The sequence below is a fragment of the Streptomyces sp. NPDC008139 genome (assembly GCF_042957025.1).
GTDB lineage: Bacteria > Actinomycetota > Actinomycetes > Streptomycetales > Streptomycetaceae > Actinacidiphila.
Genome location: NZ_JBIBHM010000010.1, coordinates 247,380 through 265,910, shown reverse-complemented (window position 1 = coordinate 265,910; position 18,531 = coordinate 247,380). Strand labels below are relative to the sequence as shown.

Genomic DNA, 18,531 nt, shown 5'->3' with positions numbered 1-18,531 from the left:
ATGACCCTCACGTCCACCCCCGGCGCCGCCGCCGGGGACGTGCAGGCGGCCACGGGCGCCCGGTCGCGGACCGGGCGGCTGTCGCGGCTGCCCGGCCGCTTCCGGCGACCGCGCCGCGACCGCGTCACCGAGGCGCTGTGGGGCTACGCCTTCATCGCGCCGACCGGCCTGGGCCTCGCGGTCTTCTACCTGTGGCCGGTCGTGCAGACCGCGTACTTCTCGTTCACCCGCTGGGGCGCCTTCGGCGGCCACACCTGGAGCGGGCTCGACAACTACCACCGGATGCTGCACGACGGCGAGTTCGGCCGGGCGCTGGTCAACACCCTCGCCTACACCGGGCTCGGACTGCTGTCGATCCCGCTGGCGATCGTCTTCGCCGCGCTGCTCAACCGCCGGGGGCTGCGCGGCGTCGGCGTCTACCGCACCTTGTTCTTCCTGCCGGTGGTCACCATGCCGGTGGCGATCGGCATGGTGTGGCGCTGGCTCTACAACGGCGACTACGGGCTGATCAACTACCTGCTGTCGCTGGTCGGCATCGACGGCCCGAACTGGGTGGCCGACCCTCGGGTGGCGCTGTACGCCCTGGTCGTGGTGGGCGTGTGGAGCAGCATCGGCTACAACCTGGTGATCTTCCTGGCCGGGATGCAGGCGATCCCGCGCGAGTACTACGAGGCCGCGGAGATCGACGGCGCGGGCCCGCTGCGGCAGTTCCGCTCGGTCACCCTGCCGCTGCTGTCGCCCACCGCGTTCTTCGTCTCGGTGATCTCGGTCATCGGCTCGCTCCAACTGTTCGACCTGGTCTACGTGATGGCCGGATCGGGCGCCGCGGCCCGCTCCAACCCGGCGTTCCCGCGCCTGGAGACGGTCGTGCAGCTCTTCTACGACCGCGCGTTCGTCACCAACGACCGGGGCTACGCGGCGGCGATCGTGATGGTTCTGCTGCTGATCATCGTCGCGCTGACGGCCCTTCAGTTCCGCTTGCAGAAGAGGTGGGTGCACTATGGCTGAGGTCCACGCGGCCGGCCGGGCCGCGGACCGGACCGCACGCCGCTCCCGGCGCGGACGTCATCCGCTGGTGCACACAGTGCTGATCGCGGCGTCGCTGGCGATGGTCGCCCCGTTCCTCTGGCAGATCGTCACCTCCCTGAAGTCGCTGAGCGACGCGACCCATGTGCCGCCGTCGCCGCTGCCCGGCGGCCACTGGGACAACTACGGCAAGGTCTTCGACCTGCTGCCGTTCGGCCGGCAGTTCCTCAACACGCTGCTGATGTCGCTCGGGCGCACGCTCGGCCAGGTCGTGCTGTGCCCGATGGCCGCCTACGCCTTCGCGCGGCTGCGCTTCCCCGGCCGCGGGATGCTGTTCGGGCTGTTCCTGTCGGTGCTGATGGTGCCGCCGCAGCTGTTCATCATCCCGCAGTACCAGATCATGTCCGACCTCGGCTGGCTCAACAGCCTTCAGGCGCTCATCCTGCCCGGCATGTTCAGCGCGTTCGGCGTCTTCCTGCTCCGGCAGTCGTTCCTGGCCCTGCCGAAGGAGCTGGAGGAGGCGGCGCGCATCGACGGCGCGGGGCCCTGGCGGATCTACTGGTCGGTGATGCTGCCGCTGGTCCGCCCCGGACTCGTCGCGCTGGCGGTCCTCGCGCTGCTGTGGTCCTGGAACGACCTGTTCTGGCCGCTGGTGGTCAACACCGACCCGGACAAGATGACCCTGTCCGCCGGACTGGCCTCGCTCCAGGGGCAGTTCCAGACCGACTACCCCGTGCTGATGGCCGGATCGCTGCTCGCCTCCCTCCCGGTCATCGCCGTGTTCGTCCTCCTGCAACGGCAGTTCGTGCAGGGAATCGCGCACACCGGGGTCAAGGGCTGACGCTTCCTGTCCCCCTGGTCCCACCCCCTGTTCACGCACCCCCCCACCGTCGAAAGGGGATCACATGTCCCTCATCCGATCACTCGCACGCACCCGGTCGCGGCATCGCCTCACCGCCGTGCACCGGACCAGGGCCGCCGTGAGCGCGGCGGTCGCCGCCGCGCTCGCGCTGACCATGTTCGGCACGCTGTCCGGCCAGGCGAGCGCGGCAGCCGGGGCGCAGCATCTGGCCGTACCCGCGTACTTCAACCCCTCGGACGCCGCCGGCCGCGCCTTCTGGACCCAGATCGACCAGGCGGGGTCCCGCGTCGGCATCGCCGTCGCGAACCCCTCCAACGGTCCCGGCACCGCGGTCGACAGCGGCTACGCCTCGGTCGTGAGCGCGGCGGCCGGGGCCGGGGCGAAGGTGCTCGGCTACGTCGACACCGGCTACTTCGGCACCACAGGGCGTACCACCCGCGGCGGACAGACCAGCGTCGCCGCGTGGACCGCGCAGATCAACGCCGACGTGGCCAACTGGTACTCCTGGTACGGCTCGTCGGGCCTCGCGGGCATCTTCTTCGACGACGCCCTGGGCGACTGCGGCTCGGCCAACGCGCACGTGAACCTCTACAGCGGCATCAACTCCACCACCAAACAGGCCCACCCGGGCGCCCTCACCGTGGACAACCCCGGTTCGCCCGCCGAGTCCTGCTACGCGTCGGCGGCCGACGTCCTGGTGATGTTCGAGAACACCTACAGCGTCTACGCCTCCTGGACCGCGCCCGACTGGGAGCTGAACTACGCCAACCCCGACAAGTTCTGGCACCTGGTCTACGACACCCCGTCGCAGGCCGACATGGAGAACGCGGTCGCGCTGAGCAAGCAGCGCAACGCCGGATATCTGTACGTCACCCCGGACAACCTGCCGAATCCGTGGGACACCCTGCCCACCGGCGCGTACTGGTCCGACGAACTGGCGAAGGCCGGTGCCGCCGGATCGGGCGGGTCCGGGGGCACCGGCGGCTCCGGCGGGGGCACCGGGTGCACCACCACCGCGGGCTCCGGCGCCATCACCTCGTACTCGGCGTGCGCCTCGGCGGGCACGGCCGTCTTCAAGGCGACCTTCAACAGCTCCGAGAGCTTCCACCACGTCTTCATCAACACCGACGGCAACACCGCGACCGGCTACCAGGCGCCCGCGCCGTCGTCCTCACCGCTCGGCGCGGACTACATGATCGAGAACGGCTCCCTCTACCGCAGCACCTCGACCGGCTGGGCGTGGGCCGCCGCCACACCGGCCCCGACCACCACGATCAGCGGCTCGACGTACACCTGGACGCTGCCGCTGACCGCCCTCGGCTCACCCAGGGGCACCCAGCAGGTGGAGTTCAACGCCGGCACCGCCTACACGCCGGTGGTCTCCTTCAGCGCGGGCTAGAACCGCCCGCGCCGACGTCCGTGCCCGGCCCGCGATGAACTGCGGGCCGGGTACGGACGATCGGTCACCGGACGAGGCTGCCCGGCACGGAGGCCAGCAGTTCCCGTGTGTACGGGTGGGAGGGCGCGGCGAAGACCTCCTCCGCCGTGCCGCTCTCGACGAGCCGTCCCGCCCGCATCACGCCGACCCGGGAGGCGATCTGGCGGACGACGGCCAGATCGTGCGAGATGAAGAGATAGCTGAGACCGAGCTGGTCCTGGAGACCGGCGAGCAGGTCCAGGATCTGCGCCTGCGACGACACGTCGAGCGCGGAGACGGGCTCGTCGCAGACGACCAGATCCGGGTCCAGTGCCAGCGCGCGGGCGATCGCGACCCGCTGGCGCTGGCCGCCGGACAGCTCGGATGCGCGTCGGCCCAGGAACGCGGCGGGCAGCCGGACCAGGTCCAGCAGATCCGCCGCCCGCCGGGCGCGCTCGGCGCGGGAGCCGATCCGGAAGGCCCGCAGCGGTTCGCAGACGATCTCCGCGACGGACATCCGGGGCGACAGCGAGGCGTACGGACTCTGCTGGACGATCTGCATACGGCGGCGCAGTCGGCGCAGCTCACCGCCGTCGAGGCCGGTGATGTCCCGCCCGTCGAAGGTGATCCGCCCGGAGGTCGGCTCGGTGAGCCGTACGAGCATCCGCGCCGTCGTCGACTTGCCCGAGCCCGACTCGCCGACGAGGGCGACGGTCTCGCCCCGGCCGACCCGCAGGCTGACGCCGTCGACGGCCCGTACACCGAGGCGCCGGTCCCCTCGGCGGCCGGGGTACTCCTTGACCAGGTCCTCGGCCACGACCAGGTCGTTCGCCGCGCTCGGCTCCCCGGCCACGAGCGGCGCTTTCCCCGCGACCGGGTCGGCTCCGTACGCCCGCTCCCGAACGGACCGGAACGCGGCTCGTGACCGGGCCGGAGCCGGTACCGGCGACCGGGCCAGACTCGGGGCCGCCGCGAGCAGGGCGCGGGTGTAGGGGTGCTCCGGTTCTTCGAGCACCTGTCGTACGGGTCCGGTCTCGACGACCTCGCCGCGCGACATGACACTCACCCGGTGCGCCCGGTCCGCCGCGACCCCGAGGTCGTGGGTGATCAGCAAAACCGCGATGCCCCGGTCCCGGGTCAGCGTGTCGATGTGGTCGAGGATCGTCCGCTGGACGGTGACGTCCAGCGCGCTCGTGGGCTCGTCCGCGATGACCAACCGGGGCCGCGCGGCCAGCGCGATGGCGATCAGCACCCGCTGGCGCATACCGCCGGACAGCTCGTGCGGGTACTGGCGCGCGACCCGGACCGGGTCGGGCAGCCCCGCCTCGCCGAGCAGGTCGAGGGCCTGCCGGGCCGCCCCCGCCCGGTCGGCGAGCCGGTGGATGAGCAGCGCCTCGGCCACCTGGGACCCGACCCGCCGCACGGGATTGAGCGACAGCATCGGATCCTGCGGGATCAGGCCGATCTCCCGGCCCCTGAGCCCGCGCAGCCCCGTCTCCCCGGCGCGCGCCACGTCGGCGCCGTCGAAGAGGACGGCCCCCGCGTCGAGCGAGCCGCCGCGCGGCAGCAGCCCCGTCACCGCGAGCGCCGCCGTGCTCTTGCCCGAGCCCGACTCGCCGACCAGGGCGACCACTTCGCCCGGCTGGACGGTCAGGTCGATGCCGCGGACGGCGGGCACGGTTCCGGTGCGGGTGCGGTAGGAGATCCGCAGACCCCGGATGTCGAGCAATGGCCCTGCGGACGGCGGGGATCCGCCGTCCGTCGGTGTCGTGTGCGTCATCGGTCCTCCGTGTCTTCGCCGTCGAGGGAGCGGGCGATGCGATTGGCGGCGAGCACGGTGGCCGCGATCACGAGCCCCGGCAAGGTGGTGAGCCACCAGGCCGTGGCGAGGTAATTGCGGCCGTCCGAGACCAGCGAGCCCCACTCCGGCGCCGGGGGCTGCGCGCCGTAGCCGAGGAACGACAGCGAGGACACCTGGAGGATGACCGCGCCGAAGTCGATGGCCGCGTAGACCAGTACGGGACCGGCCGCGTTCGGCAGCACGTGCCGCCACAGCACCGCGGGCCATCGGGTGCCCGAGGCCCGCGCCGCCTCCACATAGCCGGACCCCGCGACCTTCAGCACCTCGGCGCGCATGATTCTGGTGAAGGTCGACACGCTGGTCACCCCCACGGCGAGGGCCACCTTGACGGTGCCGAATCCCAGCGCCGTCACCAGCGCGAGCGAGAGCAGCAGGCCGGGGATGGACAGCAGGACGTCGGTGAGCCGCATCAGCGTGTCGTCCACGACCCCGCCGAGGTAGCCGGCGAGCAGCCCCGCCAGCGACCCGACGACGAGTCCGACCAGCACGGCAAGCCCGCTCGCGTGGAGGGTGAGCAGGGCGCCGTGCACGACACGGGCGAAGACGTCGCGGCCCAACTGGTCGGTGCCGAAGAGGTGTTCCGCGCTCGGGGCCGCGAGCTTGTCCCGCGGCGCCGCGGCCAGCGGATCGCGGGAGGTGAGCAGCCGGGGGAAGAACGCGGTCGGCAGCAGCACCGCGATCAGCAGCGCCGACAGCAGCAGCCCCGGCCGCGTCAGCCAGAACCGCGTGTACCGGCGGGGCCGGGACCGCGGGTGAGGCGGCCGCGCGGGCTCGGCGCGGGTCAGGCCCGCGCCCGGTCCTGCGGTGTCCGCGTCCGGGAGGCTCAGTTCGGTCATGTCCGCACCGTCGGCTTCGTCGTCGCGGTGATCCGCGGGTCCAGCAGGGGCAGGAGCAGGTCGACGGCGAGAGTCGTCAGGACGAACGTGACGGCGCCGAGGACGACGACGCCCTGGACGACCGGGATGTCCTGGGCCGTCACCGCCGCGGCCGTCTCACGTCCTATCCCGGCACGGGCGAAGACGGTCTCCACGACCACCGCCCCGGCCAGGAGATTGCCGATCATGATGCCGACCAGGGTCAGCGGGGCGATCGACGCGTTGCGCAGGGCATGTCCGAACAGCACCCGCCGCCGGTTCGCCCCCTTGGCCAGGGCCGTCTGGACGTACGGCTCCGCCAGTGCCGTGCGCAGACTCTTGGCGAGAACCTGCGCGATGAGCGCGGCACCGGGCAGCGCGAGCGTGACGGACGGCAGGACCAGGGAGTCGAAGCCCTCGTCGCCGAAGGCCGGGAAGACATGCCAGCGGAACGAGAACAACTGGACCAGCACCAGCCCCACCCAGAAGGTCGGCGCCGACACCCCCAACGCCGGTAAGGAGAGCAGGAGCTGACGCAGCGGCCCGCTCCGCGTCCAACTGGCCAGCAGCGCCACGGCGCTGCCCAGTACCAGGGCCAGCAGCAGGGCGCAGGCGGCCAGTTGGACGGTGGTCGGGAGGTCGTGGGAGAGCAGCCGGGTCACCGGGACACCGTTCTGCACCGACCGCCCCAGATCGCCGTGCAGGGCATGGAGCAGCCTGGTGCCGTACTGCTCGGCCAACGGCTGGTCCAGGCCGTACTGATGGCGCAGTGCCTCGGTCTGCGCCGGGGTGACCGTACTGGCGTCACCGCCGCCCGCCGCCATGATCGTCGCCGGGTCGCTGGGCAGCAGGTACAGCACACCGAAGGACACCGTGTAGGCGGCCCACAGCACGAACACGGCCTGGAGCAGCCGCCGTAGGAGATAGGTCCTCATCGTCGCCTTCGTTCAGGAGAGCCAGGCGTCGTGGAACTGCGCCTGGGACGACGAGCCGAGGGTGATGTCGTGCACCTTGCCGCTGAGCGCGTACACGCTGGTCATCTCGAACACCGGTATCTGGTAAGCCTGTTCGAGGACGCGGCGCTGCGCCGAGGCGACGATGTCGGCGCGCTTGGCGGGGTCGGCCGCGGCGGCCTGGGTGTCGAGCAGCGTCTGCAACTCGGGGTCGTCGATGTGCGAGAGGTTGAGCAGCTTGCTGGAGAAGGCGGTGCGCAGGATGTCCGGGTCGGCCCTGGTGCCGTTGCCCCAGGACAGGTCGTAGTCGCCGCTCTTCTGGGCGACCTGGTAGTCGGCGATGCTCAGCACCTTGAGGGTGAGGCCGATGCCGGCCTTCTTCACCTGCTGCTGCACGAGTTCCAGGACGGACTGGTTGGGGCCGAAGTTGGGCGCGAGAATGACCTTGAGGTCGAGCTTCGCGCCGTTCTTCACGCGGATGCCGTCGGGCCCCGGCTTCCAGCCCGCCGCGTCCAGAATCCGCCCCGCGGCGGCCGGGTCGTGGGCGAGCAGCTTGGAGTTGTCCTGGTAGCCGTCGGTGGTGCTGGACAGCGAGCTGGTGGCCGGGTGGTAACTGCCGCTGAGGACGGTGTCGACGACCTCCTTGCGGTCGATGGCGACCTCCAGCGCCCGGCGTACCGCGATGTCGCCCGCCTGGGGCCGCGAGGTGTTGACGCTCAGCGCGACCGGAACGCCCGGGTTGGAACGGGACAGCAGCTTCGCGCCCTGGCCGGTGAGGCCCGCCTCGTCCTGCGGCGCGACCCCGGCGATGGCGTCGACCTGCCCGGATTCCAGGCTGCCGGTGCGCACGCCCGACTCCGGTACGACCTTGAAGGTGATCTTGTCCAGGTAGGCGGGGCCGCTGTGCTTCCACAGGGCCGAGCCCCCGGTGTAGTCGGCGCGCCGGTTGAGTTCCACCGAGCGTCCCGGGGTGTAGCTCGCCAGGGTGAAGGGGCCCGAGCCGATCAGCGGCCCCGCGCACAGCTTCTCGGCGCTGTCCTTCAGGCTCGCGGGGGCCAGCAGGCCGAGCGTGGTGGTGGAAGTGGCTTGGAGGAACTGGGCGTTGGGGTGGTCGAAGGTGACCTTGGCGGTGCGCGCGTCGATGACCTCGGTGCTCCGGTAGCCGCTGAGATAGCCGGATCCGAAGATCGACTTCGCCCCGAGCTTCACCACGGCGTCGAAGTTGGCCTTCACGGCGTTCGCGTCCACCGGGCTGCCGTCACTGAAGGTCGCGCCGTCGCGCAGATGGAACGTGAACGCCGAGGCGTCCGGGCTCACGTCCCAGGAGGTGGCGAGCCAGGGGGCGATCTTCCCGGTCGCCGCGTCCTGGTCGGTGAGCGAGTCCACCAGCCCGCGCGCGGCGTAGACCGCGTCGTTGGTGGCCGCCTGGTGCGGGTCGACGCAGATCGGGTCCGAGCCCAGCGCGACGGTCAGATGACCGCCCGCGTGGGGCTTGGCCGCCTTCCCGTCGGTCGACGGGGACGTGGAGTCCGACGACGAGCAGGCCGCCAGCGTCAGGGACAGGACGACGGCGGTGGCGAGCAGGTGGGCTTGGTGGCGTGAGCCGGGCATGAGGCAGGGCCTTCCGGGCGAGATGTACCGGACACAAGTTCCGGGGTGCGAGATACCGGAACGGGTGTTCCGGCGGTGAAGTGAGGTGGGGGCGGCGGGAGTCGTTCAGCCGTGACCCATCCGGAACCCGATCCCGCGGAGCGTGACGACCCAGCTCGGGTCGCCCAACTTCTTCCGCAGCGCGCTGACATGGGTGTCGATGGTGCGGCTCGCCCGCGCGCTCAGCGGGCGGCCGTCGTGCTGATAACCCCACACGTCGGCCATCAACTGCGTACGGGTGAAGACCGTCTGCGGCTGTGACGCGAGTTGGAGCAGCAGGCAGAACTCGATCCGGGTGAGCCTGATCAGCCGGCCGTTCACCCGGACCTCCCGGGTGTCCGGGTCGACGCACAGCGAGCCGATCATGATCGGCTGCGACCGGACGGCGGCCGAGAGTTGCGGTCCTGAACGCCGCAGGACGGCCTCGATACGCGCGTGGAGTTCGCGGTATCCGAAAGGCTTGGCCATGCAGTCGTCGCAACCGGCCTGTAAGCACAGGATCCGGTCGAGTTCGGTGTCGGGGTCGGTGAAGGCGATGATCGGTATGTCGCTCGCTGACCGGAGCAATCGGCACACTTCGAGACCGTCCATGTCGGGCAGCGCCAGGTCGATGAGGAAGAAATCGAACTTGGAGTACTTCTCCAGCGCCTCCGCACCGGTGCCGCACTGCTCGATGTCGAATCCGTGCCGCTGCAACTCGGTACTCAGGCTGCCGACCCCAATCGTGTCGGAATCCGCTACCAGCACCCGCATGACTTTCCAACCTCGATGGGGATCGCTCAAATTTCTTTGGCAGATTAGCGGCCGCCGGGCCCGCTTTGAAGATCCGGCGGGACATTTCATACTCCTGCAAGGTTCCCGCAACTATCCGGCGCATACGCGCAGTTGGGGCGGAGCAGTCGGTCGTGCTCAGTCAAGAAATCTGTACATCCCTTGACGGTTTCTTATGAATCGCCGTCGAGCGGTGTGGTGCCTGACGTCGGCTTCATGGTCGGAGTGTCAGGAACCTGAAGACACGGTTTGACGTTCCTCTGACGGTCATTTTCAGATACCCTTGAGATATTTGCTTGAATTCTGGGCAGGGCGTGACGGACGATATTTGCGTCCAACGGAAACCCGGCGGACGCGATTGCCCTTTCAGATGGGAGAGGTGTATGAGCGCTTCGGTCATCATTGCGGGAGCCGGACCGGCCGGGCTCGTACTCGCCGGGGAACTGCGGCTGGCCGGTATTGACGTCATTGTTTTGGAGCGCCTTTCCGGACCCACCGCGGAATCACGCGGAATAGGATTGGCGATTCGAACAGTCGAGACTTTCGCCCAGCGCGGACTGCTCCGCCGCTTCGGCGAGCTCACGACGAGCGAGCAGGGCCACTTCGGCGGGGTCCCGCTGGACCTCGGCGTGCTCGACGGCCCGTACCGCAGCGCCAAGACCGTGCCCCAGTCCGTCACCGAGACCGTTCTGCAGAACTGGGCGCTCGAACTCGGCGCCGAGATCCGGCGCGGTCACGAGGTCCGCTCCTACCAGGAGGAGGACGCGTCCGTCGCCGTACGCGTCGCCACCCCGGACGGGGAGCGGACGCTGCGGGCGGACTACCTGATCGGCGCCGACGGCGGGCGCAGCACCGTCCGCAAGGCCGGCGGCTTCGACTTCCCCGGCACCGCGGGCGCCACCGAACTGCTGCTCGCGGACATCCGCGGCATCGACGTGGCGCCCCGCATGACCGGTGAACTGTCGGCCGGCGGCATGGTGATGTCCGCGCCGCTTGCGGGCGGCGTGCACCGTGTCATCGTCGGCGAGCGCGGCACACCGCCGCGCAGGCGGAGCGGCCCGCCGCTCTTCCACGAGGTCGCCGACACCTGGAAGCGGCTCACCGGGGACGACATCTCCGGCGCGGAGCCGGTGTGGATCAGCGCCTTCACCGACGCCGCACGTCAGGTCTCCGACTACCGCAGGGGCCGGGTCCTGCTGACCGGCGACGCCGCCCACATCCACTTCCCCGCGGGCGGCCAGGGTATGAACACCAGCATCCAGGACTCGGTGAACCTCGGCTGGAAGCTCGCGGCGGTCCTGCGCGGTACCGCGCCGCGGTCCCTGCTCGACACGTACCACACCGAACGGCACGAGGTCGGCAGGCAGTTGCTCGCCAACACCGGCGCGCAGAGCCAGTTGATCCTCGGCGGCAAGGAGGCGCAGCCGCTGCGCGACGTGCTCGCCGAGCTGACCGCGTACCAGGACGTGACCCGCCATCTCGCCGCGCAGGTCAGCGGGTTGGCGATCCGGTACGACGTAGGACCCGGGCCCAATCCGCTCCTCGGGGCCCGGATGCCGCATGTGGAACTCAGCGTGCGGGGCCGGCCGACCAGCAGCACCGCGCTGCTGCACGCCGGCCGCGGCGTCCTGCTCGACCTGGCCGACAACCCGCACGTGCGCCGCCGCGCGGCCGACTGGCGCGAGCGGATCGACATCGTCACCGCCGCCCCGCGCGGCGACGGACCCGACCCGCTCGACGGCACCACCGCGGTGCTGATCCGCCCCGACGGCTATGTGGCGTGGGCCGGACCCGGCAGCCACTACGACCTTCCGGCGGCACTGGACCGCTGGTTCGGTCCCGCCCGACTCGATTCGCGAGAGAGGTAGAGATGCACAGCACACTGATCGTCGCCCGAATGAACCTGGGCTCGGCCGAGGAGGTCGCCCAGATATTCGGCGCCTTCGACGGGACCGACATGCCGCATCTGATGGGCACGCGCCGCCGTGAGCTGTTCTCGTACCGCGGTCTGTACTTCCACCTCCAGGATTTCGACGCCGAGAACGGTGGCGAGCGCATCGAGACCGCCAAGAACGACCCGCGGTTCATCCGGATCAGCGACGACCTCAAGCCGCACATCGAGGCGTACGACCCCGCCACCTGGCGTTCGCCGGCCGACGCGATGGCCCAGCGCTTCTACCACTGGAGCGCTTCGTGAGCAGGTCGACCGGCCGCCGCGTCGTGATCACCGGAGTCGGTGTCACGGCCCCCGGCGGCATCGGGGTCAAGGACTTCTGGCAACTGCTGGCCGACGGACGCACCGCGACCCGCAGGATCTCGTTCTTCGACCCGGCGCCGTTCCGCTCCCAGATCGCCGCAGAGGCGGACTTCGACGCCGAACTGTCCGGGCTCACCCCGCAGGAGATCCGCCGGATGGACCGCGCCGCGCAGTTCGCGGTGGTCACCGCCCGCGAGGCGGTCGCCGACAGCGGACTGGACTTCGACTCCGTCGACCCGCACCGCGTGGGCGTGACCATCGGCAGCGCCGTCGGCGCCACCACCGGCCTCGACCAGGAGTACCGCGCGGTCAGCGACGGCGGACGGCTGGACCTCGTCGACCACGAGTACGCGGTCCCGCACCTCTACAACTTCCTGGTGCCCAGTTCCTTCGCGACCGAGGTCGCCTGGGCCGTGGGCGCTGAGGGGCCCGGCACGGTGGTCTCCACCGGCTGCACCTCCGGCCTCGACGCCGTCGGCTACGCGACCGACCTGATCCGCGACGGGGCGGCCGACGTGGTCGTGGCCGGGGCGAGCGACGCCCCGATCTCGCCCATCACCGTCGCCTGCTTCGACGCGATCAAGGCCACCACGGCGCGCAACGACGACCCGGAGCACGCCTCCCGGCCGTTCGACGCCAGCCGCACCGGCTTCGTACTCGGCGAAGGGGCGGCCGTGTTCGTCCTGGAGGAACTGGAGAGCGCGCGCCGCAGGGGCGCCCACATCTACGCCGAGGTCGCCGGTTACGCGACCCGGTCCAACGCCTTCCACATGACCGGACTGCGCCCGGACGGCGCGGAGATGGCCGAGGCGATCCGGGTGGCGCTCGACGAGGCCAGGATCGATCCGCAGGACATCGACTACATCAACGCGCACGGCTCCGGCACCAAGCAGAACGACCGCCACGAGACCGCCGCCTTCAAGCGCAGCCTCGGGGACCACGCCTACCGGACGCCGGTCAGCTCCATCAAGTCGATGGTGGGCCACTCGCTCGGCGCCATCGGCTCGATCGAGATCGCGGCCTCCGTGCTGGCGATGGAGCACAGCGTCGTACCGCCCACCGCCAATCTGCACCACCCGGACCCGGAGTGCGACCTGGACTACGTGCCGCTGACCGCGCGCGACTGGCGTACGGACACGGTGCTGTCGGTCGGCAGCGGCTTCGGCGGCTTCCAGAGCGCGGTAGTGCTCGCCCGACCGGATCGGAGCGCTCGATGAACGCCCACCCCGTGGTGACCGGACTCGGTGTCGTCGCGCCCAACGGCCTCGGCGTCGAGGAGTACTGGGCCGCCACCCTCGAAGGTCGCAGCGGCATCGGACGGATCACCCGCTTCGACCCCTCGGACTACCCGTCGCGGCTCGCCGGTGAGATCGGCGGCTTCGACGCCCGCGAGCACCTGCCCAGCAGGCTGCTGCCGCAGACCGACCGGATGACCCAGTTGGCCCTGGTGGGCGCGGACTGGTCGCTGAAGGACGCCGGGATCGACGCCGACGACCTGCCCGCCTACGCGGCCGGGGTGATCACCGCCAGCCACTCCGGCGGCTTCGAGTTCGGCCAGAACGAACTCAAGGCCCTGTGGAGCAAGGGCGGCCGGTACGTCTCCGCCTACCAGTCCTTCGCCTGGTTCTACGCCGTCAACAGCGGACAGATCTCCATCCGGCACGGACTGCGCGGCCCCAGCAGCGTGGTCGTCAGCGACCAGGCGGGCGGCCTCGACGCGCTCGCCCAGGCCAGGCGCCAGATCCGCAAGGGGACGTCGGTCGTGGTGGCCGGCGCCGTCGACGCGTCGATCTGCTCCTGGGGGTGGGTGGCCCAACTGGCCGGCGGACGGCTGGCCACCGGGGACGACGCCGAGCGCGCCTACCTGCCCTTCGACGCGTCCGCCCGTGGCCATGTGCCCGGCGAGGGCGGCGCGTTGCTGGTCGTCGAGGACGCCGAGCACGCGCGGGCCCGCGGCGCGGGGAACATCTACGGCGAACTCGTCGGCCACGCCGCCACCATGGATCCCCGGCCGGGCAGCGGACGGGCGCCCGGCATCGAACGGGCCATCGAGGAAGCACTGTTGGACGCGGGCACCGGCCCCGACGAGGTGGACGTGGTCTTCGCGGACGCCGCCGCGATCCCCGAACTCGACCGTATCGAGGCCGAGGCCATCACCAAGACCTTCGGCCCGCACGGGGTCCCGGTGACCGCGCCCAAGACCATGACCGGCCGCCTCTACTCCGGCGCCGCGCCGCTGGACGTCGCCGCCGCGCTGCTGAGCATCCGCGACGGCGTGATCCCGCCGACGATCGGCACGGCCCTGGCCGACCGGTACGACATCGACCTGGTGGTCGGCGCCCCCCGCCCCGCGTCCGTACGCACCGCCCTGGTGCTCGCCCGCGGCCAGGGCGGATTCAACTCGGCCCTCGTCGTACGCGCCGCCGACCGCTGAACCCACCCGGCGCCGACGGCTGTTGTCGCCCGCCCACGACGGCTGAAGCCACCTGCCGTCGACCGCTGTAGTCACCCGCCGCCGATCGCTGAGGCCGCCCGCCGCCGGGACCACCGGCCACCGCGGGCTCCGGCCTCGGCGCCCCGGCCACCATCCCCACCACGAAAGGCACCGGACATGTCCACCACCAGCCCGTTCACCCTCGACGACCTCCGCCGCATCCTGCTGGAGGCCGCGGGCGAAGAGGAGGGCGTCGATCTGAGCGGCGACATCATCGACACCGAGTTCCAGGCGCTCGGCTACGAGTCGCTCGCCCTGCTGGAGACCGGCAGCCGGATCGAGCGCGAGTACGACATCTCGCTCGACGACTCCGCCCTGACCGACGCGGTCACACCGCGCGGCCTCATCGATGCCGTCAACTCGCAGCTCTCCGCTGCCCCGAGCGTCTGAGGAGACGGCACATGTCGCAGAACACGCAGAGGGTCGCCCTGGTGACGGGCGCGACGAGCGGTATCGGCCTGGCGGTCGCCCGCCTGCTGGCCGGCCAGCGGCATCGGGTCTTCATCGGCGCCCGCAACGCCGACAACGTCGCGGCCACCGTGAAGGAGTTGCGCGCCGAGGGGCTGGAGGTCGACGGCGCGGTCGTCGACATCCGCAGCGACGAGGAGGTCAGGTCGTTCGTCCAGGCGGCCGTCGACCGCTTCGGCACCATCGACGTGCTCGTCAACAACGCGGGCCGCAGCGGCGGCGGAGTGACCGCCGACATCACCGACGAGCTGTGGTACGACGTGATCGAGACCAACCTGAACAGCGTCTTCCGGGTCACCCGCGAGGTGCTGAACACGGGCGGTCTGCGCGACAAGAGCCGCGGCCGGATCATCAACATCGCCTCCACCGCGGGCAAGCAGGGCGTGGTGCTCGGCGCCCCGTACTCCGCCTCCAAGCACGGCGTCGTCGGCTTCACCAAGGCCCTGGGCAACGAGCTTGCCCCGACCGGGATCACGGTCAACGCGGTCTGCCCCGGCTACGTCGAGACGCCGATGGCCGCGCGGGTCCGGCAGGGATACGCGGCGGCCTACGACACGAGCGAGGACGCGATCCTCCAGAAGTTCCAGTCCAAGATCCCGCTCGGCCGCTACTCCTCGCCCGAGGAAGTGGCGGGACTGGTCGGCTACCTCGCCTCCGACACCGCCGCCTCCATCACCTCGCAGGCGCTCAACGTCTGCGGCGGCCTCGGCAACTTCTGAGCCCTGGCCGATCTCCGGCCGATCCCTGGCAGCCCTTTGCCCGGCCCCTGACCGACCGCACAGGACCGCCCCGGTCCCGCGGTCCTTTCCACCACCGATCGGAGCTGTGACATGACGACCCGTGAGGTCGAACACGAGATCACCGTGCGCGCACCCGCCGCCGACGTCTACCGACTGCTCGCCGAGGTCGAGAACTGGCCCCGGCTGTTCCCGCCGTCCGTCTACGTCGACTACCTCGAACGCGACGGGAACGAGGAGCGCATCCGGATCTGGGCCACCGCCAACGGCGAGGCCAAGAACTGGAGTTCGCGGCGGACGCTGGACCCCGAGGCCCTGCGTATCCGCTTCTGGCAGGAGGTCTCGGCGCCCCCGGTGGCCGAGATGACCGGCACCTGGATCATCGAGCGGCTGGGGGAGCGGGAGTCGCGGGTACGGCTGCTGCACAGCTACCGCGCGATCGACGACGACCCCGAGGGCCTGCGTTGGATCGACGAGGCGGTCGACCGTAACAGCCGGGCCGAACTGCCGGGCCTGAAGACCAATTTGGAGCTGTCGGCGCAGGACGCCGGGCTGAGCCTGTCCTTCGAGGACAGCGTGCGGGTCGAGGGCGCGGCCAAGGACGTCTTCGACTTCGTGAACGAGGCCCACCTGTGGACCGAGCGGCTGCCGCACGTCGCCAAGGTCGAACTCACCGAGGACACCCCCGGCCTCCAGACCCTGCGGATGGACACGCTCACCAAGGACGGCTCGACCCACACCACCGAGTCGGTCCGGGTCTGCTTCCCGCACCACAAGATCGCCTACAAGCAGACCACGCTGCCCGCGCTGCTCGACCTGCACACCGGCTACTGGACCTTCGAGGAGGGCGAGGACGGGGTCACCACCGCCACCTCACAGCACACCGTCGTGCTCAACGCCGAGAACATCGGCAAGGTGCTCGGCCCCGAGGCGGGTGTGGAGGAGGCGCGCCGGTTCATCCGTGAGGCGCTCGGCAACAACAGCCGGGCCACGCTGAACCACGCCAAGGAGCACGCGGAAGCGCGGCGCTGAGCATGGCGGGCCCACTGGACACCGATGTCGTCGTGGTCGGAGCAGGCCCCGTCGGGCTGCTGCTCGCCGGTGAACTGCGCCTCGGCGGAGCACGGGTGACCGTGCTGGAGCAGCTCACCGAACCGACCACCGAGTCCCGGGCGTCCACGCTGCACACCCGCACGATGGAGATCCTGGACGAACGCGGGCTGCTGACACGCCTCGGCACGCTGCCCAGCGGCGGCCCCGGCCACTTCGGCGGCCTGCGCCTCGACCTGACCGCGGCGGCTCCCGGCCACCGCTGGGCCGGGCAGTGGAAGTGCGCCCAGGCACATCTGGAGGCCGTGCTGTACGCCTGGGCCACGGAGTTGGGCGCGCGGGTGCTGCGCGGGCACGTGGTGACGGGCCTGCGTTCGCGTACCGACCGGGTGGAGGCCGGATTCATCGAACTGGGCTCCCAACCGGGCGTCCTGACCGCCTCCTACGCGGTCGGCTGCGACGGCGAGCGCAGCACCGTACGGCAGTTGGCCGGATTCGAGGTGGACGGCGGGGACGGCACGCTGGAGATGCTCCGGGCCGACCTCGCGGGCATCGACATCCCCAACCGGCGCTTCGAGCGGCATCCGAACGGGCTGGCCACCGCCTTCCGCTGGCCCGACGGCAGCACGCGGGTGATGGTCCATGTGCACGACGAAGGCAGCGGTCCGTCCGCCGAAACCGAAACCGAAAACGAAACCGGCGCCGGCCCCGGCCCCGGACGGCGGACCGGCGCCCCGAGCCTGGACGAGGTCGTCCGGGCCTGGGCCCTGGTGACCGGCGAGGACATCGGCGCCGGCACCCCGGTCTGGCTCAACGCCTTCGACAACACCACGATCCAGGCCACCCGTTACGTGAAGGGCCGGGTGCTCCTCGCGGGCGACGCGGCCCATGTGCAGATGCCGGTCGGGGGCCAGGCGCTCAACCTCGGCCTCCAGGACGCCGCCGACCTCGGCCGCAAGCTCGCGGAACAGATCGCCAAGGGCGACGGGGGCAGCGAGGACAGCGGCTCTGCCCTGCTGGAGAGCTACCACGACACCCGGCACCGGATCGGCGTCGCGACCCTCACCAACATCCAGGCCCAGGCCCGGCTGCTGCTCGGCGGTCCCGAAGTGGACGGCCTGCGGTCGGTCTTCGGCCAACTGCTGGAGATCGACTCGGCCCGGCGTCATCTGGCCCGCGCGATCAGCGGCCTCGGCGCCGCCGAACCCGACCCCGCCGAACCCGGTCCGGCCGACCCCGACCCCGTCGACCCCGACCCCGTCCCATCCGGCCCCGCGGCACCGCACCAGACCACCACAGATGACGTCACCCCAGGAGGGGCATCATGAGCAGGCTCATCGGCAAGACGGCGCTCGTCACCGGCTCCAGCCGCGGCATCGGCCGCGCCATCGCCGTACGGCTGGCCAGGGAGGGCGCACTGGTCGCCGTGCACTACGCCGCCAACGAGGCGGCGGCGCAGGAGACCGTCGAACTCATCGAGAAGGACGGCGGCCAGGCGTTCACCGTCCGCGCGGAGTTGGGCGCGCCCGGCGATGTGCACGAACTCTTCCTCGGCCTGGAGAAGGGCCTCAAGGAGCGGTCCGGCGGCACCACCCTCGACATCCTGGTGAACAACGCCGGTGCGACCAGCGCGAGCGGCATCGCCCCCGAGGACGTGACCCCGGAGCAGCTCGACCTGTTCTTCGCGGTGAACGCCAAGGCCCCGTACCTCATCGTGCAGCGGGCCCTGGCGCAGATCCCCGAGGGCGGTCGCATCATCAACATCTCGTCCGGCCTGACCCGGGTCGCCAACCCCGACCAGGTCGCGTACGCGATGACCAAGGGCGCGATCGAGCAGCTCACCCTGCACCTCGCCCGCCACCTGGCGCCGCGCGGCATCACCATCAACAGCGTCGCGCCCGGGATCACCGACAACGGCAGCGCCGTCTTCGACATCCCCGAGGCGGTCGAGCAGATGGCTCAGCTCTCGGCCTTCAAGCGGGTCGGCAAGGCCGGTGACGTCGCGGACGTGGTCACCTTCCTCGCCACCGACGAGGCCCGGTGGATCACCGGCGCCTTCATCGACGCCACCGGCGGCACGCTGCTGGGCTGACCGCCCGGGGGAGCAGGCAACCGACCGAATCGAACGGGA

The 18,531-nt window shown here is 71.0% G+C and carries 15 protein-coding genes and 1 pseudogene; 11 read left to right on the top strand and 5 right to left on the bottom strand.

Going from position 1 to position 18,531, the window contains the following annotated elements; translation table 11 throughout:
- The 3 genes from ACFZBB_RS23075 to ACFZBB_RS23065 all read left to right on the top strand — a co-directional run bounded on the left by ACFZBB_RS23075 (position 1) and on the right by ACFZBB_RS23065 (position 3,287).
- Positions 1-1,008 carry an ABC transporter permease subunit gene (locus tag ACFZBB_RS23075; RefSeq protein ID WP_391125397.1) on the top strand — a complete coding sequence of 336 codons (1,008 nt, stop codon included), beginning with the start codon at positions 1-3 and terminating at the stop codon, positions 1,006-1,008.
- A complete protein-coding gene (locus ACFZBB_RS23070; RefSeq protein ID WP_391125394.1) occupies positions 1,001-1,867 on the top strand; it encodes an ABC transporter permease subunit in 867 nt (288 codons plus the stop codon). The genes ACFZBB_RS23075 and ACFZBB_RS23070 overlap by 8 nt, the downstream gene beginning before the upstream one ends.
- A 64-nt stretch (positions 1,868-1,931) precedes the next feature.
- Positions 1,932-3,287 (top strand): spherulation-specific family 4 protein, encoded by a 1,356-nt coding sequence (locus ACFZBB_RS23065; protein WP_391125391.1) that lies wholly within the window; start codon positions 1,932-1,934, stop codon positions 3,285-3,287.
- A 64-nt stretch (positions 3,288-3,351) separates the two neighbouring features.
- Here the strand turns inward: ACFZBB_RS23065 and ACFZBB_RS23060 are convergent, their stop codons facing one another.
- The 5 genes from ACFZBB_RS23060 to ACFZBB_RS23040 form a co-directional block, all read right to left on the bottom strand.
- Positions 3,352-5,085 carry a dipeptide ABC transporter ATP-binding protein gene (locus ACFZBB_RS23060; protein ID WP_391125388.1) on the bottom strand — a complete coding sequence of 578 codons (1,734 nt, stop codon included), beginning with the start codon at positions 5,083-5,085 and terminating at the stop codon, positions 3,352-3,354.
- Positions 5,082-6,002, bottom strand: coding sequence for an ABC transporter permease subunit (locus ACFZBB_RS23055; RefSeq protein ID WP_391125385.1), 921 nt, complete (start codon positions 6,000-6,002; stop codon positions 5,082-5,084). The genes ACFZBB_RS23060 and ACFZBB_RS23055 overlap by 4 nt, the downstream gene beginning before the upstream one ends.
- A complete protein-coding gene (locus ACFZBB_RS23050) occupies positions 5,999-6,955 on the bottom strand; it encodes an ABC transporter permease subunit (RefSeq protein ID WP_391125383.1) in 957 nt (318 codons plus the stop codon). The genes ACFZBB_RS23055 and ACFZBB_RS23050 overlap by 4 nt, the downstream gene beginning before the upstream one ends.
- 12 nt (positions 6,956-6,967) lie before the next feature.
- On the bottom strand, positions 6,968-8,584 hold the full coding sequence (locus ACFZBB_RS23045) for an ABC transporter substrate-binding protein (protein ID WP_391125380.1): 1,617 nt from the start codon (positions 8,582-8,584) through the stop codon (positions 6,968-6,970).
- 105 nt (positions 8,585-8,689) lie between these two features.
- Positions 8,690-9,376 (bottom strand): response regulator transcription factor, encoded by a 687-nt coding sequence (locus ACFZBB_RS23040; protein ID WP_355335477.1) that lies wholly within the window; start codon positions 9,374-9,376, stop codon positions 8,690-8,692.
- 401 nt (positions 9,377-9,777) lie between these two features.
- Here ACFZBB_RS23040 and ACFZBB_RS23035 point away from each other — a divergent pair, with 401 nt between their 5' ends.
- The 8 genes and pseudogenes from ACFZBB_RS23035 (at position 9,778) to ACFZBB_RS23000 (ending at position 18,492) form a co-directional block, all read left to right on the top strand.
- Positions 9,778-11,262: an FAD-dependent monooxygenase gene (locus ACFZBB_RS23035; protein ID WP_391125377.1), complete on the top strand. Its 1,485-nt coding sequence runs from the start codon at positions 9,778-9,780 to the stop codon at positions 11,260-11,262.
- A gap of 2 nt (positions 11,263-11,264) precedes the next feature.
- Positions 11,265-11,591 (top strand): TcmI family type II polyketide cyclase, encoded by a 327-nt coding sequence (locus ACFZBB_RS23030; RefSeq protein ID WP_391125374.1) that lies wholly within the window; start codon positions 11,265-11,267, stop codon positions 11,589-11,591.
- Positions 11,588-12,868 carry a beta-ketoacyl-[acyl-carrier-protein] synthase family protein gene (locus ACFZBB_RS23025; RefSeq protein WP_355335471.1) on the top strand — a complete coding sequence of 427 codons (1,281 nt, stop codon included), beginning with the start codon at positions 11,588-11,590 and terminating at the stop codon, positions 12,866-12,868. The genes ACFZBB_RS23030 and ACFZBB_RS23025 overlap by 4 nt, the downstream gene beginning before the upstream one ends.
- Positions 12,865-14,085: a beta-ketoacyl synthase N-terminal-like domain-containing protein gene (locus tag ACFZBB_RS23020; protein WP_391125371.1), complete on the top strand. Its 1,221-nt coding sequence runs from the start codon at positions 12,865-12,867 to the stop codon at positions 14,083-14,085. Before ACFZBB_RS23025 ends, ACFZBB_RS23020 begins: the two co-directional genes overlap by 4 nt.
- Before the next feature lie 177 nt (positions 14,086-14,262).
- Positions 14,263-14,535, top strand: coding sequence for an acyl carrier protein (locus tag ACFZBB_RS23015; RefSeq protein ID WP_355335466.1), 273 nt, complete (start codon positions 14,263-14,265; stop codon positions 14,533-14,535).
- Between the two features lie 11 nt (positions 14,536-14,546).
- Positions 14,547-15,332 carry a 3-oxoacyl-ACP reductase FabG gene (gene fabG / locus ACFZBB_RS23010; protein ID WP_391125368.1) on the top strand — a complete coding sequence of 262 codons (786 nt, stop codon included), beginning with the start codon at positions 14,547-14,549 and terminating at the stop codon, positions 15,330-15,332.
- 111 nt (positions 15,333-15,443) lie between these two features.
- The gene (locus ACFZBB_RS23005) at positions 15,444-16,382 is read left to right on the top strand and encodes an aromatase/cyclase (protein WP_355335462.1); all 939 of its coding nucleotides are present in this window, start codon (positions 15,444-15,446) and stop codon (positions 16,380-16,382) included.
- A 2-nt stretch (positions 16,383-16,384) separates the two neighbouring features.
- Positions 16,385-18,492 (top strand): annotated as a pseudogene (locus ACFZBB_RS23000) (SDR family oxidoreductase).
- Positions 18,493-18,531 lie beyond the last annotated feature (39 nt).